Annotated in this window: 14 protein-coding genes; 2 read left to right on the top strand and 12 right to left on the bottom strand. The window is 75.7% G+C overall.

Annotation, left to right across the window (positions count from 1 at the left end; all coding sequences use genetic code 11):
• Positions 1 to 158 precede the first annotated feature (158 nt).
• Entirely contained in the window at positions 159 to 2,600 is a 2,442-nt protein-coding gene (locus ACFFHU_RS22175) for an AfsR/SARP family transcriptional regulator (protein WP_377341818.1), read from the top strand.
• Between the two features lie 28 nt (positions 2,601 to 2,628).
• Here ACFFHU_RS22175 and ACFFHU_RS22170 read toward each other — a convergent pair whose 3' ends face one another.
• From ACFFHU_RS22170 to ACFFHU_RS22160, 3 genes are read right to left on the bottom strand one after another with little or no spacing between them, the layout of a single operon-like run.
• Positions 2,629 to 4,509 (bottom strand): ABC transporter ATP-binding protein, encoded by a 1,881-nt coding sequence (locus ACFFHU_RS22170; RefSeq protein ID WP_377341816.1) that lies wholly within the window; start codon positions 4,507 to 4,509, stop codon positions 2,629 to 2,631.
• Entirely contained in the window at positions 4,506 to 5,042 is a 537-nt protein-coding gene (locus tag ACFFHU_RS22165) for a TlpA family protein disulfide reductase (protein ID WP_377341814.1), read from the bottom strand. Before ACFFHU_RS22165 ends, ACFFHU_RS22170 begins: the two co-directional genes overlap by 4 nt.
• Before the next feature lie 31 nt (positions 5,043 to 5,073).
• On the bottom strand, positions 5,074 to 5,631 hold the full coding sequence (locus ACFFHU_RS22160) for a MauE/DoxX family redox-associated membrane protein (protein ID WP_377341812.1): 558 nt from the start codon (positions 5,629 to 5,631) through the stop codon (positions 5,074 to 5,076).
• A 154-nt stretch (positions 5,632 to 5,785) separates the two neighbouring features.
• Here ACFFHU_RS22160 and ACFFHU_RS22155 point away from each other — a divergent pair, with 154 nt between their 5' ends.
• The gene (locus ACFFHU_RS22155; RefSeq protein WP_377341810.1) at positions 5,786 to 6,001 is read left to right on the top strand and encodes a hypothetical protein; all 216 of its coding nucleotides are present in this window, start codon (positions 5,786 to 5,788) and stop codon (positions 5,999 to 6,001) included.
• Positions 6,002 to 6,152: 151 nt separating this feature from the next.
• Here the strand turns inward: ACFFHU_RS22155 and ACFFHU_RS22150 are convergent, their stop codons facing one another.
• From ACFFHU_RS22150 to hisG, 9 genes are all read right to left on the bottom strand, one after another.
• A complete protein-coding gene (locus tag ACFFHU_RS22150) occupies positions 6,153 to 6,698 on the bottom strand; it encodes a S26 family signal peptidase (protein WP_377341808.1) in 546 nt (181 codons plus the stop codon).
• A 7-nt stretch (positions 6,699 to 6,705) separates the two neighbouring features.
• Complete coding sequence (pheT, locus tag ACFFHU_RS22145) at positions 6,706 to 9,285, bottom strand: phenylalanine--tRNA ligase subunit beta (protein WP_377341806.1); 2,580 nt, start codon at positions 9,283 to 9,285, stop codon at positions 6,706 to 6,708.
• Positions 9,286 to 9,310: 25 nt separating this feature from the next.
• Complete coding sequence (gene pheS / locus ACFFHU_RS22140; protein ID WP_377341805.1) at positions 9,311 to 10,453, bottom strand: phenylalanine--tRNA ligase subunit alpha; 1,143 nt, start codon at positions 10,451 to 10,453, stop codon at positions 9,311 to 9,313.
• A gap of 266 nt (positions 10,454 to 10,719) precedes the next feature.
• Positions 10,720 to 11,514 (bottom strand): TrmH family RNA methyltransferase, encoded by a 795-nt coding sequence (locus tag ACFFHU_RS22135; RefSeq protein WP_377341803.1) that lies wholly within the window; start codon positions 11,512 to 11,514, stop codon positions 10,720 to 10,722.
• 107 nt (positions 11,515 to 11,621) lie between these two features.
• Entirely contained in the window at positions 11,622 to 12,014 is a 393-nt protein-coding gene (gene rplT, locus ACFFHU_RS22130; protein ID WP_377341801.1) for a 50S ribosomal protein L20, read from the bottom strand.
• Positions 12,015 to 12,047: 33 nt separating this feature from the next.
• The gene (gene rpmI, locus ACFFHU_RS22125) at positions 12,048 to 12,242 is read right to left on the bottom strand and encodes a 50S ribosomal protein L35 (RefSeq protein ID WP_377341799.1); all 195 of its coding nucleotides are present in this window, start codon (positions 12,240 to 12,242) and stop codon (positions 12,048 to 12,050) included.
• Between the two features lie 19 nt (positions 12,243 to 12,261).
• Entirely contained in the window at positions 12,262 to 12,888 is a 627-nt protein-coding gene (gene infC / locus ACFFHU_RS22120; RefSeq protein WP_377341877.1) for a translation initiation factor IF-3, read from the bottom strand.
• Between the two features lie 318 nt (positions 12,889 to 13,206).
• Complete coding sequence (locus tag ACFFHU_RS22115) at positions 13,207 to 13,740, bottom strand: PH domain-containing protein (RefSeq protein ID WP_377341797.1); 534 nt, start codon at positions 13,738 to 13,740, stop codon at positions 13,207 to 13,209.
• A 168-nt stretch (positions 13,741 to 13,908) separates the two neighbouring features.
• Positions 13,909 to 14,754: an ATP phosphoribosyltransferase gene (gene hisG, locus ACFFHU_RS22110; protein WP_377341795.1), complete on the bottom strand. Its 846-nt coding sequence runs from the start codon at positions 14,752 to 14,754 to the stop codon at positions 13,909 to 13,911.
• Positions 14,755 to 14,799 lie beyond the last annotated feature (45 nt).

Raw genomic sequence — 14,799 nt, 5'->3', positions numbered from 1 at the left:
GTTCGACCGGGATCCCGTGGACGCGTTCCAGTGGACCAGGAAAAGTCATCCGTCGATCTTTACCCGTCCGTTACATCGACTGGCATAATGATCGCGGACGGCGCGGCGCGGCGCCGCGGGCGGCGCGCGCGTGTGGGGGACGCACGGCGGAGGGCGCAATGGGGCTCGCCTTTCAGATCCTGGGTCGGTTCCAGGCGCTCCGGGACGGCGACCCGCTCCGGCTTCCTGCCGGCCGGCCCAGCGCGCTCCTGCTCACCCTGCTCGTCCAGGACAACCGGGTGGTGCCCACCGATCGGCTGGTGGACGAGCTCTGGGACGGGCGGCCCCCGACCTCCGCGGTGGCTAACCTGCGCAGCCACGCCAGCCAGCTCCGGGCCGCCCTCGGCGAGCCCGACCGGCTGGTCGGCACGGCCGGCGGGTACCTGCTGCGGGTCGGCGAGGGCGAGCTCGACGCCACCCGGTTCGAGCTGCTGGCCACCCACGGCGAGGTGGCGCTGGCGGCCGGCGACCCCACGACGGCCGGACGGCTGCTGGACCACGCTCTGGCGCTCTGGGCGCCGGCGCCGCCGCCCCTCCCGGCGGCCGGCCCCCTGCTCACCGCGGCCCTGGACCGGATGCGGGAGCGGCGGATCTGCGCGACCGAGGCGGCCTTCGCCTGCCGGCTCGCCCGGGGCGTCGACGACGGCGCCGACCTGGTGGACCGGCTGCGCCGGCACCTGACCGAGAATCCGCTTCGGGAACGGGCCTGGGCCCAGCTCATGCTGGCCCGCTACCGGATGGGTGACCCGGCCGGCGCGCTGGAGACGTTCGCCGAGGCGCGGGCCATTCTCGCGGCCGACCTGGGCGTCTGCCCCGGCGCCGAACTGGCCCGGCTGCACCGGGCGGTGCTGCGCCGGGATCCGGCCCTGCTGCCGCCCCGACCGGAGCCGTCAGCCCCACCATCCGCCGGCCGCGCGGCGCGTCCCGGCCCGGCCGCCGGCGGGACGCGCGCGGCCAGCGCACCCGGCCGGCCCATCGGGGCGGCGCCGGGCCTCGGCGCCCCGGACCCGGTCACCGACCGGACGTCCGGCCCGCCGGGTCCAGCCGGGACCCCGGACCCGGCTGGCCCAGCGGGACGGCCCTGCCCGGCGCGCCAAGCCGGAACCCCCGACCCGCCGGACCCAGTCGGACTGCCCTGCCCGGCGGGCGCGCCCGGCCCACCGGAACCAGCGGCGGGACCGCTCGGCCTGCCCGACGCGCCCGGACCGCCCGGCCCCGGCGGCACGGTGCCGCACGAACTGCCGCGGCAGCCCGGCATGTTCCGGGGGCGCACGGAGGAGCTGCGGCGGGTACGCGCCGCGCTCACCGCCGGCTCCGGGCACCCCGTGGCGGTAAACATCCACGGCGCGCCGGGCGTCGGCAAGTCCGCCCTGGCCGGCCGGGTGGCGTCCGCCTGTCTCGACGCCTTCCCGGACGGACAGGTGCACCTGGACCTCGGCGGCTCGGACACCCCGTACGATCCGGATCCGGCCGAGGTCACCGGCCGGCTGCTGCGCTCGCTCGGCGACCCGGCCCGACCCGTCCCGGGCGGCGACGCCGAGGCCCGGGCGCGGGTCCGGTCGCTGCTGTTCGGCCGGCGGGTCCTGCTGCTGCTGGACAATGTCGGCACCGAGGCGCAGGTGGCCGGCCTGCTGCCGGCGCGCGGGGGGTGCGGCATGCTCACCACCAGCCGGGCCCGACTGGGCACGCCGGACGGCGTACGGCTGCGACTCGGGCCGCTGCCGGCGCAGGCGGCCGCGGCGCTGCTCCGCGCGGCGGTCCGACCGCGGCGGCTGGACGACCGGACGGCCGCGGCGGTGGCCGGGCTGTGTGAGGGCCTGCCGGCGGCGCTGCGGGTCGTCGGCGACCGGATGGCCCAGCCGCAGCGGTCGGTGGCCGGCGCCGTGGCCAGGTTCGCCGACGAGCGGCACCGGCTGGACGAGTCCGGGCTGCGTCCCCGGTTCGCGGCCAGCTACCGCCGGCTCGGTCCGGCGGCCACCGCCTTCCGCCAGCTCGGCCTCGTCCGCCTCCACCATGTCGGCCCGGACGCGGCGGCGGCGCTGCTGGATGTCGACCGCGAGGCCGCCTCGGCGGCCCTGGACCACCTGGCCGACGCCCACCTGCTGGAACCCGTCGGCGTCGGCCGCTTCGGGCTGTCCCCGTTGCTCTGGCTGTACGCCGCCGAACTGGCGGTCGAGGAGCCCGCAGAGACGCGGGCCGCGGCCGTGCGCCGGGTGCTGGCCGCGTACCTCGCGGGGGCCATCCGGGCGGCCCGGCTGCTCGGGCTGCCGCTGGACCGCGAGGCGGCGACGTGGCGCGCCGCGGGCACCGACCCCGGCCCCCGGTTCCGCTGCCCGGCCGAGGCCGCCGCGTGGCTCGACGGGGAGCGGGACAACCTGGCCGGCCTCATCCGGCAGGCGGCGATCCTGGCCGACACGGCCGGCTACGCCGACCGGCTACGGCGGCTGCTGCCGAGCCGGCCCCGGCGGCGCGACGAGCACCGCCGGGCCGCCGACCCGGGCGCGCTGGCCCTCGCCGCCGCCCGGATGCCCGGCGAACCGCACGGCACGGCGGTGGCCTGAGCGCCCGGATTCGCGGTTAGGAAGGGCCTTATATATCGGAGAGCGATAACAGGGGGCCCTTGCTTTCCTCCGGGCCGGGGTCGCGATAGCCGCGGGACTGCAGGGCGAAGAGGCGGGCGTAGCGGCCGCCGCGGGCCAGCAGCTCGGCATGGTTGCCCCGCTCGACCACCCGGCCCTCGTCGAGCACGACGATCAGGTCGGCCTCCCGAACCGCGTTGAGCCGGTGTGAGATGAGCAGGCTGGTGGCGCCCGTACGCAGGTCGCGCAGCCGGCGGTGCAGGTCGTGCTCCGCCTCGGCGTCCAGGCCCGAGCTGGGTTCGTCCAGGATCAACAGGTCGCGGTTCGCCCGCAGGAACGCCCGGGCCAGCGCCACCCGCTGCCACTGGCCGCCGGACAGCACCACCCCGGCGCAACCGTCGTCGCCGTCGTGGAACACCCTGGTAAGCAGGGTGTCGTAGCCACGGGGCAACCGGTCCAGCACCTCGTCGGCGCCCGCCGCCCGGGCCGCCGCGCGCAGCCGGTCCCGGTCGCCGGCCGAGCCGAGGTCGCCCACCCCGATGTTCTCGGCCGCGGTCAGGTCGTACGCCATGAAGTCCTGGAACACCACGCCGATCCGCTCCCGCAGCGCGGCCGGGTCGAGGTCCCGCAGGTCCGTGCCCTCCCACCGGATCGATCCGCGCTCCGGGTCGTAGAACCGGCAGAGCAGCTTCACCAGCGTGCTCTTGCCGGCGCCGTTCAGCCCGACCAGCGCCACCGTCGAGCCGTACGGCAGGTCCAGATCGACGCCGCGCAACACCCACGGGTGCTCCGGCGAATAGCGGAACCAGACGTCCCGCAGCTCGATCCGGCTGCGCAGCGCGGGGGTGGGCGCGGGCGCGGCGGGCCGGGGCAGGTCCGGCTCGGCCTCCACCACCGCCTGGTAGTGCGCGAACATCAGCAGGGCCTGGTGCATGGTGCCGAGCTGGCCGACGATGCCGGCCAGCGCGCTCTGCACCCCCGGCACGGCGGCCAGGAACAAGGCCACGTCGCCGGCCGTGGCGGACCCCGACCGGGCGATGCCGACCGTGTAGATGATTCCGGTGCCCGCCGCCACCGCGCCGAGCAGCCCCAGCGTCGCCTGGGCGCGCATCTCCCGCCGGTCCAGCCGGTGCTCCTGGGCGTGCATCCCGCGCAGCTCGGCCAGCATCCGGTCGCCGAAGTACCGGCCGAGGCCGAACAGCCGGACCTCCTTGGCGGCCGGGATGCCGACCAGGAGCTGCGCGAAAAACATGTCCCGCCGCTGGAAGTGCTCGAGGTTCACCATCATGGCCACCCGGCGCCGGTTGAGCCGGAGCTGGATCACCAGCGTGGGCACCGCGGCCAGCAGCACCAGCACGGCCGTCGGGGGGCTCATGGCCACGAGGACGCCAAGGAAGCCGGTCATCCCGATGAGGCTCTGCAACGCCGCCAACGTGTTGCCGGCGAGCTGACCCGGTCCGATGTGGCCGGTCTGCTGGGCCACTTGGAGCCGGTCCTGGAACGCCGGGTCCTCCAGCCGGGCCAACCCCACGAAGCGCTGCACCGCCGCGTACAGGCGCTGGCGGACCAGCCGGGAGACCGCCCGGGTCCGCTCGGCCTCGAGGTACCGGCGCAGGTGCGGCAGCGCCGCCGCGGTCGAGCCGAGCAGGGTGAGCCCGACGCCGAGCGTCACCACCTCGCGCGCGGACAGCCCGCCGGTGGTCAACCGGTCGATCACCAGCTTGGTCAGCCAGGCCGTCAGCACCGGGGTGAGCCCGAGCAGGACCGTGCTGACCACGTCCGCGGCGGTCGCTCCGGGCGCGGCCCGGACGGCCAGCCCGAACGCCGCCCGGGCCGACCGCAGGGCGCGGGCGGCGCGCCTCCGGCGACCGGCGGGCGCCGCCGGACTCATCGAGCCACCGGGAGGTCCAACCGGGCGATCCCGAACGTGTTGGCCGCCACGATCCCGTGCTCGTCGACCAGCCCGAACGCCGGGAAGCCCTTGATGCCGAAGGCGAGCGGCAGCGGACCCGAGCCCGGCTCGATGAAGACCGTGGCCACCCCGGCGAACCGGTCGGCGTACGGCGTCGTCTCGGCGCCCTTGCCGACCACCACGACCCAGACGTGGTCCGGACCGCCCGGCATGCTGCGCGCCCGGTCCAGCAGGTCGGGAATCTGCGCCTCACACATGTCGCAGGCCGGGGAGACGAACGCCACCAGGGTCATCGGCGGCAGGTCGCCCCGGCCGAGGACCCGCCCGTCCACGGTGGTGGAGGTGAAGTCACCCGGGATGGAGCCGGGTTCGAGCATCGCCTGCGGCGCCGGCTCCTGGCGGCCGCTGAGCAGCTCGGTGTGCTCGCGCAACCGCCGGATGACGCCGAGCATGAGGACGAGGTTGACCAGTCCGAGGGCGCCGACGAGGACGACGGCGACGGCGAGCAGCATGGGTCTCTCCTTCACAGGACGGTGGTGCGGATCAGCGGTACGGCGGCCGGGCGGGCGCGGACGGCGCCGGGGCGAACAGGGCGGCGAGGTCGTCCAGCCGGACCACCAGGGCGGCCAGCGGCGCCGCGGCGGCCAGCGCCAGCAGCCGTCCGGCGGCCCCGGCCGGTGGGCCGGCGCCCGCCATCGGGGACGCCGCCAGCCCCGCGGCGGCCACCAGGAACAGCAGCACGTTGCGGACGACATGCCGGGGACCGATCGGCGCGCCGGCCGTACCGAAGCAGTGGCAGGCCGGCCGGCGCCCCCGGCGGAGGGCGGCGAGGATGGCCCCGGTGAGCACCGCGAGCAGGGCGGCCGCCGCGGCGTAGCCGGCGGGCGCCGCGGCCGGCACGGCGAGCAGCGGCACCACCGCGGCCTCGACGGCGACGGCCAGCCCGGCGACGGGCCGGACCCGGCGCCGGGGCAGCAGCCCGAACGCCTCGACCGACCCGACGAAGCCGGCGAAGGCGGCCCGGCTCCGCAGCTTGCCGACGACCGCCGCGAGGAACACCAGGGCGAGCAGCAGCCGGCCGGTCAGTTCGACGTACCGCATGATCCGCCTCCTCGCCTCGACGCCGGGCCAACGCTAGGAGCCGGAGGTACAGCGGACATACATCGCCGGCGATCGCGGGCGCTGACCGGGTGTATCCGTGCTGTATCTGTGCGTCATACGGTGCGGCTTCGACCGACGACGAGGGAGGTGAACGATGTTCAGTCGACTGGAGGCCCTGGGCGAGCGCATGCTCGGCATGTTCGTGCCCAAGGTGACCGCGGCGGCGGGCTGCCCGCCGGACCCGTGGTGCGCCACCTGTGGGACCTGCTACTTCAAGCGGTGCCACTACACGGCCAGCTGCGGCTACACCTGCGGCTCGTGCGGCTACAACTGCTTCGCGGGAGCGGCCAGCGTGGTGTCGCTCTGCTGAGCGGGACCGGGCGCGTCGCGCGGTTAGCGGCGCGCCCACCACCCGCAGCAGGCCCGCGCGCCCACCGCCCGCAGCAGGCCCGCGCCAACACACCGCGGCGCGCCCGGGAAACCCCGGATGGACGGCCGCGTCGGCGGGTAGGCCGCGCCGGTCACGGGCCGGGCAGGCGCGGCCGGATCACCACCCCGATCACGTCGGCGGCCGGGATGTAGCCGCACTCCCGGGAGTCGTAGCTGAACGGCGGGTTGTCGCCCAGCACCACGAGGCTGCCGGCCGGGACCCGGTCCGCGCCGCCGCGCAGCGCCGGCACCCGGTCCACCGGCACCGGATCACCGGGCACCGCGTACGCCCGCTTGATCAGCAGGCCCCGGGCGGGCCGCTGCGCCGGGTCCGGGCCGGATCCGCCGCGCCGCGCCGGCCGCCCGGGCCCGACGGCGGCCGCTGGCGCGGCGTCGCCGCCCGGGCCGCCGGGCCCGGCCGGACCGGCCATCCGGGCCGGGGCGCGCACCACGACCACGTCGCCGGGGCGCACCGCGGTCAACGGCACCCGGCGGGCCAGCACCCGATCCCCGGCCCGCAGGGTCGGCTCCATGCTGCGGCCCACCACCGAGACCCGGACCAGGTGCCGGCGGAGCCAGCCCAGCCCCGCGGCGGCCGCCGCCACGACGACGGCCGCCACGATCAGCCAGATCCGCATCCGAGGGCTACGCGCCGCGGAGGGTGGCGCCGTGCCGGCGGGCGGCCTCGGCCACGGCCGCGTCCCGGGCCGCCACCGCCTCCTCGGCGGTCAGCGTCCGGTCCGGCGCCCGGAAGGTGAGGTTGTACGCCAGCGACCGCCGGCCGGCGCCGAGCTGCTCCGAGGCGTAGACGTCGAACAGCCCGATCGACTCCAGCAACTCGCCCGCGCCGTCCACGAGGGCCTGCCGCACGTCGTCCGCGGGCACCGCGTCGTCCACCACCAGCGCCACGTCGATCAGCGCGGGCGGGAAGCCGGACACCCGGGGCGCGGCCCGCACCGGGGCCGGCGGCACCGCGTCCAGGTCCAGCTCCATCGCGCTGGTACGGCGGGGCAGCTCCAGCGTGGCCAGCACGGCCGGATGCAGCTCGCCCGCGTACCCCACCACGGTGTCGTCCACCCGCAGCTCGGCACAGCGGCCGGGGTGCCACGGCACCCGCTCGGCGGCCCGCACCGTCACCCGGTCCGCCGGGATGCCCGCGGCGGCCAGCACGATCCGGCCGGCCTGCACCGCGTCGGCCCAGCCGGCCGGGCGGCCCGGACCCCACCAACCGGCCGGGTCGACCTCGCCGGCCAGCACGACGGCCACGTGCCGGGGCTGGTCCGGCACCACCGCGTCGGCGGCCGCGAACTCGGCCTCGGTGGGTCGGCGGTCCACGCCCATGGCCGGCGGCGCGCCGGCGCCGGGGCGGGACAGGAACACCGGGCCGATCTCGTACAGCGCGAGATCGCGGAAGCCCCGGCCGAGATTGCGGCGGAGCACCTGCAGCAGCGGCCCGAGCAGCGAGGTCCGCAGCAGCGGCTCGGTGTCGGCCAGCGGGTTGGCCAGCCGGATCGCGTTCCGCCGCGGATCGTCGGCGGCCAGCCCGAACTGGTCGGCCAGCTCCGGCGCGGCGAACGGCCACGGCGCCACCTCGACGTACCCGTGCTCGGCCAGCGCTCGCGCGACGGCCCGGCGGCGCCGCTGCTCGGGCGTCAGGCCGCGACCGGGCGGCGCGGGCGGCAGCACGGCCGGGATCTTGTCGTACCCGTCGAGCCGTGCCACCTCCTCGACCAGGTCGGCCGGGTCGGTCAGGTCGGGCCGCCAGGTCGGCGGGGTGACCGCGAGGGCTGTGCCGCCGGCCCCCGCCTGGCCCACCGCGCCGGGATCCTCGACCATCCGGTCGGCGCCGGCCGCCACCTGGCAACCGACCTCCTCGAGCAGCGCCGCCACCCGGGCCGGCGGGTACTCCACGCCGACCCGCCGGGTGGGCAGGCCGGCGTCCAGGATGATGGGCGTGCGCGGCCGCACATGGTTGTGGTCGGTGATGCCGGCCGTCGCGGCGCCGCCGCCGTACGTGGTGAGCAGCTCGACCGCCCGCTCCAACGCCACCAGCGGCAGGGCCGGGTCCACGCCCCGCTCCCAGCGCTTCGCTGCCTCGCTGAACAGCCGGTGCCGGCGCGCGGTGCGGCTGACCGTGACCGGATCCCAGTGCGCGGCCTCGAACAGCACCTCCGTGGTCGTCTCCGCCACCTCGGAGGTCTCGCCGCCCATCACGGCGGCCAGCGACACCGGCACCCCGGCGCCCTCCCCGGCCACCGAACCGGGCAGCCCGGCGTCGCAGATGACCAGGTCCTCCGGGTCCAGCGCGCGGTCGACGCCGTCCAGCGTGGTGATCCGCTCGCCGGACACGGCGCGCCGCACCACCAGCGCGCCGGCCAGCCGCTGCGCGTCGAAGGCGTGCATGGGCTGGCCCAGCTCGACCATGAGGTAGTTGGTGATGTCCACCGGCAGCGAGATGGTCCGGATGCCGGCCACGGTGAGCCGGCGGGCCATCCAGTCCGGCGTCCGCGCGGCCGGATCGACGCCGCGGACCAGCCGCGCCGCGAACCGGTCGCAGCCGACGGTGTCGCGGACCTCGATCGGGTACGCCGGCTCGGCCGTGCCGCCGGGCGCCGGGACCAGGCCGGGATCGGTGAACGGCACGCCGAGCGAGTGCGACAGCTCCCGGGCGATGCCCCGGACGCTCAGCGCGTACCCCCGGTCCGGGCTGACCTCGACCTCGACGATCACGTCGTCCAGCCCGACCAGCGGGCGGGCGTCGTCGCCGGGCTTGCCCGGCGTGTCGGGCGGCAGCACGATGATGCCGGAGTGGTCGTCGCCGAGGCCCAGCTCGCGGGCCGAGCAGATCATGCCGTTGGAGTTGCGCCCGTACGTCTTGCGGGCGCCGATGGCGAAGTTCCCCGGCAGCACGCCGCCGGGCAGGATCACCACCACCCGGTCGCCCACCGCGAAGTTCCGGGCGCCGCAGACGATCTCCTGCGGCTCGCCGGTGCCGTTGGCGGCGCCGACGTCGACCCGGCAGAACCGGATCGGCTTCTTGAAGCCGGTCAGCTCCTCGATCTCCAGGACCTCGCCGACCACCAGCGGTCCGGTCACGGTCTCCCGCAGGTCCACGATGGACTCCGGCTCCAGGCCGAGCCGCACCAGGGCGTCGTCCAGCTCGGCCAGGCTCAGCTCGGCGGGCAGCGCGACGTGCTCGCGGAGCCAGGACAGTGAAACGCGCATCAGTTCTCCCGTTGTCCGCTTCGGCTCAGGCCTCGACACCGAGGGCGCGGCTGAACCGCACGTCGCCCTCGAAGGTGTCCCGAATCTCGCTGATCCCGTGCCGCAGCATGAGCGTCCGGTCGATGCCCATGCCGAACGCGAAGCCCGAGTAGACCTCCGGGTCGACACCGCAGGCCCGCAGCACCCGCGGGTTGACCATGCCGCAGCCGCCCCACTCGACCCAGCGCGGGCCGGCGCGGTGCTGCGGGAACCAGACGTCGAACTCGGCCGACGGCTCGGTGAACGGGAAGTAGTGCGGCCGCCAGCGCACCCGGGCGTCGGCGCCGAACATCATCCGGGCGAAGTGCTCCAGGGTGCCCCGCAGGTGCGCCATCGTGATGCCGCGGTCCACCACCAGGCCCTCGACCTGGTGGAACACCGGGCTGTGCGTGGCGTCCAGCTCGTCGGTGCGGTAGACCCGGCCCGGGCAGATGATGTAGATCGGCGGCTGCCGGGTCAGCATGGTGCGCACCTGCACCGAGGAGGTGTGCGTCCGCAGCACCAGCCCCGAGCCCTCGGCGCCGCCCGTCGTTCCAGGGGCGCCCGTCGTTCCGGGGGCGGCCGTCGTTCCGGGGGCGCCCGTCGTTCCGGGGGCGGCCAGGTGGACGGTGTCCATCAGGCCCCGGGCCGGGTGATCGGGCGGGATGTTCAGGGCGTCGAAGTTTGCCCATTCCAGCTCCGCCTCGGGACCCTCGGCGATCTCGTAGCCCATTCCCACGAACAGGTCGCCGATCTGCTCCATCAGCAGCGTCATCGGGTGCCGGGCGCCGCGCGGGCACCGGTCGTACGGCAGCGTCACGTCCACCCGCTCGGCCACCAGCACCCGGGCCGCCTCGGCCCGGTCCAGCTCGGCGCGCCGCTCGGCGAACCCGGCCTCGATGGTCCGGCGGGCCTCGTTCACCCGCTTGCCCGCCTCGGCCTTGGCGGCCGGCGGCAGCGCGCCGATCTCCCGGCGGGCCAGCGACACGGGCGCCCGGTCACCGAGGTGCGCCGGGCGGAGTCCGGTCAGCTCGTCGGGATCGGCGGCGGCCGCGAACGCGCGGCGGGCGGCGTCCACGGCCTCGGCCAGCGCGGCCGGGTCGAGCAGGGCGACCTGCTTCGGGTCGTACGGGTCGTTGCGGTAGGTCATGGCGTACGGGCGCTCCCTCGCGGCGGTGGCCGCCTCGACGGGCGGCCAAACGAGTCTACGGACGCGCGGCTGCGCCGCTGCCCGCCGGTGGGAGTGGAGCGGAGGGGACGATCAGGCCCGCCGCCCGCCGACACCGGCGGGCCGGCTAAACGAACGCCGGGTCGCGTCGGTCATCGCCGGGGGCTCCTTCGTCATGCCTGTCGCTTCGTCATGCCTGTCGCCTGTCGTGCCTGCCGCCTCATCCTGCCGCGGCCACGCCGTCGGCTTCAGCGCAAGGCTCTCGCGGAAGCGTACAGGCAGACGGCCGCCGCCGCAGCCAGGTTGAGGCTCTCGGCGCGACCGTGCAGCGGCACCCGGACCCGCGCGTCGGCCGCGGCCGCCAGCTCGGCCGGCAGGCCGTGCGCCTCGGATCCGAAGAGCCAGGCGGTGGGCGCCGCCAGCCCGCCCGCGTCGGCCAGCTCGTCCAGGTCGGTGTCGCCGTGCCCGGTGGCCGCCAGCACCCGCAGCCCGGCCGCGCGGGCCGCCGCCACCACCCCGGCCGGGTCCGGCGCGCGCACCAGGTCCACGTGGAAGAGGCTGCCGGCCGACGAGCGGACGCACTTGCCGTTGTACGGATCGACGGTCTCGCCCGCGAACACCACGGCGCGCGCCCCCGCCGCGTCGGCGGTGCGCAGCACGGTGCCGGCGTTGCCCGGGTCCCGGATGCCGGCCAGCACGGCGACCAGCCGGGGCGGCCCGGCCAGCGCCGCGGCCAGCGGCACGTCCAGCTGCGCGCAGACCGCGACGAGGCCCTGCGGGGCAACGGTCTCGGCGAGCGCGGCCAGCGCCTCGTCGGTCACCGGCGACACGGGTACGCCGGCCGCGGTGGCCGCCGCAGCGAGTTCGGCGTACCGGTCGAGGGCCACCGGGGTGCCGAACAGCTCGAGCACGCCGGCGGGCCCGGTCAGCGCCTCGCGGACCGCCTGCGGGCCCTCGGCCAGGAACCGGCCGGCGGCGTCCCGGTCCCGCCGGCGGTGCAGCCGGCGGGCGGCCACCACCCGCGGGGTACGGGGCGTGAACATCTGCGGCTCCCGTTCGTACGCGGACAGCTTCGTGCGCGGACAGCTTCGTGCGCGGACAGCGAGACGCCCTCCCCGGCCGGGCCGGAGAGGGCGTGCTGCCGATCTTCTCAGGCGGCCTGGGCCGAGGCGCCGCCGGTGCCCTCGGCCACCACGGCGGCGCGGGCGACCTCGACGATCGCGGCGAACGCGGTGGCGTCGTTGACGGCCAGGTCGGCGAGGATCTTGCGGTCCACCTCGACCCCGGCCAGCCGGAGGCCCTGGATCAGCCGGTTGTAGGTCATCCCGTTGGCGCGGGCCCCCGCGTTGATCCGGGTGATCCACAGCTGCCGGAAGTCGCCCTTGCGGTCGCGACGGTCCCGGTAGGAGTACTGCATCGAGTGCAGCACCTGCTCCTTGGCCTTGCGGTACAGCCGGGAACGCTGACCGCGGTAGCCGCTGGCGGTCTCCAGCAGGGTACGACGCTTCTTCTGGGCGTTCACAGCCCGCTTGACGCGTGCCATCTCAACTCCTTCTTACGTGTCAGGTGGCGCGCGTCAGCGGCCCAGCAGCTTCTTGATTCGCTTGAGGTCAGCCTTGGCCACCTCGACGGTGCCGGCCAGCCGCCGGGTCCGGGTGGAGGACTTCTTCTCAAGGTTGTGCCGCATCCCAGCCTGCTGGGACACCACCTTGCCGCGACCGGTCAGCCGGACGCGCTTGCCCATACCCGTGTGACTCTTCATCTTCGGCATGTGGAACGTCTCTCCCCTGTTACTCGCCGGCTCCGCCGACGGGTTCGGCCGCCTCGGCCGAGGGCGCCTCGGCGGCGCCCGCCTCGCGCTCGCGCGCTCCGCCACCAGCCCCGCGCGCGACTGCGGCGGTCTTGATGGCGCGGTGCGGAGCCAAAACCATGATCATGTTACGGCCGTCCTGCTTGGGAGCGGCCTCCACGTACCCGAGCTCCGAGATCTCCGACTCGAGCCGGCGCAGGAGCCGGTAACCCAGCTCCGGGCGGCTCTGCTCGCGACCACGGAACATGATCGTCACCTTGACCTTGTCGCCCGCCTTGAGGAACCGGACCACGTGACCCTTCTTGGTCTCGTAGTCGTGCGGGTCGATCTTCGGCCGGAGCTTCATTTCCTTGATGACGGTCTGCTGCTGGTTACGCCGCGCTTCGCGCGCCTTGAGTGCGCTCTCGTACTTGAACTTGCCAAAGTCCATGAGCTTGCACACCGGCGGGCGCGCCATCGGCGCCACCTCGACCAGGTCCAGATCGACGTCCGCGGCCAGCTGCAGGGCGCGCTCGAGCGGGACGATGCCCACCTGCTCACCCTCGGGGCCGACCAGACGGACCTCCCGTGCCCGGATCTGATCGTTGACGCGTGGTTCGACGCTGATGGGCCCTCCTAAAGTCCGTTTAGCGTGCGGGTGCGACCCCGGCGGCTCCCGGGCGGGAGCCGACCCGGAAAGCAGAAGGCCCCGGCGCATGCCGGGGCCCGCTCGACCGGTCGGGCGCGACGAATCACGCCACCGGCCGCGGGCACACGGCCCGAGCCGGCTGACCGGACCCGGCCGCCGCACGGGCGACAGGGTGGGAGCAGGCGCTCCGCTTCGGTGCTGCCCGTCCCGCCGGAGCGGGTTGGCCACCCGACATGCGGGCAGCCGACAGCATGGTCGACCACGCAATCGTAGCAGGTCGCGCCGGGAAGCGGCGAATCAACCGGCCGAACCGGCCCGCTCCCCGGCCGGGCCCGCCCGCTCCCCCGTGGCGGTGGGGTCGGCGGCGGCCCACTCCCGCCCGGCGGCGGCGTGCCGCTCGTGCAGCGCGCGCAGCGCCCGGACCCCGGCCACCGCTCGCTCCTTGTCGGCGGCCTGCACCGCGATCATCGGCACCGACTCGTCGTCGGACAGCTCCAGCGTGGCCCAGGGCGAGCCGCGGCCGAACCGCACCGCCCGGACCTCCTCCCACGGCAGGTCGTACGAGCCGAGAATGTTCCGGACCCGGACCCCCCGCGCGTCGGCCTCGACCCTGGGCCGGGTGAACAGCAGGATCCCGGCCGCCGCGAGGATGCCCAGCCCGACCATCGAGAGCTGGTCGCCGCGTTGGAAGGTAGCGCTGCCCTCACCGGTGCTGCCGTGCAGCGAGGTGGCCACCGCGGTGAAGACCACCAGCACCGCGGCCGCGCAGATCCAGCAGACCAGCCGGGCGCGCCACGGCCGCAGCCGGACGACATCGGGTTCGCTCACCACCCCAGTCTGCCACCCGCCCCGGCCACCGGCGTCGCGCGGTCCACGGACCCGGCTCCGGCGTCGATCATGAAGTTGTGGTGGGTGTCTTCTGCGGCGTTGACCCTTTCGTCACCACCACGACTGCATGATCGACAGGCGGGGCTTGAGTCGCAGGGAGGGGGAGGGGAGTCAGAGGCGGCAGGCGTGGATGTTGGTGACCAGGATGGCCCGGGCGCCCAGGTCGTACAGCTCGTCCATGATCCGGTGCACCTCGTCCCGCCGGACCATGGCCTGCACCGCCACCCAGCCCTCGCGGTGCAGCGGCGAGATGGTCGGCGACTCGATGCCGGGGGTGAGCGCGCTGGCCCGCTCGAGCAGGTCGGCGCGGACGTCGTAGGCCAGCATCACGTAGCGACGGGCCACCAGCACCCCGTGCAGCCGCCGGTCGAACTGGTCCACCTGGGCGTTGGCCGGCGCGCCGGCCCGGCGCACCAGCACGGCCGACGAGCGCAGCAGCGGGTCGCCCACCACCACCAGCCCGGCCTGCCGCAGCGTGGCCCCGGTGGAGACCACGTCGGCGATCACGTCGGCCACGCCGAGCCGGACGGCGTTCTCCACCGCGCCGTCCAGCCGGATCACCTCGGCCTTGAGGTCGTGCTCGGCCAGGTAGCGGTGCACCACCCCGGGGTACGCGGTGGCCACCCGGCGGCCGTCCAGCTCGGCGACCGACGAGAGCGTCTCCGGCCGGGCCGCGAACCGGAAGGTGGCCGCGCCGAAGTCCAGGTCGAGGATCTCCTCGGCCGAGCTGCCGGCGTCGACCAGCAGATCCCGGCCGGTGATGCCCAGGTCGAGGTCGCCGGAGCCGACGTACGTGGCGATGTCCCGGGGACGCAGGTAGAAGAATTCGACCCCGTTCGGGTCGTCCCGACAGACCAGGTCCCTGCTGTCGGTGCGTTGCCGGTAGCCGGCCTCGCGCAGCATCTGCGCGGCGGACTCGGCCAAGGTTCCCTTGTTCGGTACGGCGATGCGCAACATCGGTGAGTGCTCCTTCGCGGGTCGTCGAGGCGGGCTTCGGCGGCA

The organism is Plantactinospora siamensis, from assembly GCF_042434095.1.
Classification (GTDB): Bacteria; Actinomycetota; Actinomycetes; order Mycobacteriales; family Micromonosporaceae; genus KBS50.
This window is presented reverse-complemented; position numbering and strand designations above follow the sequence as displayed.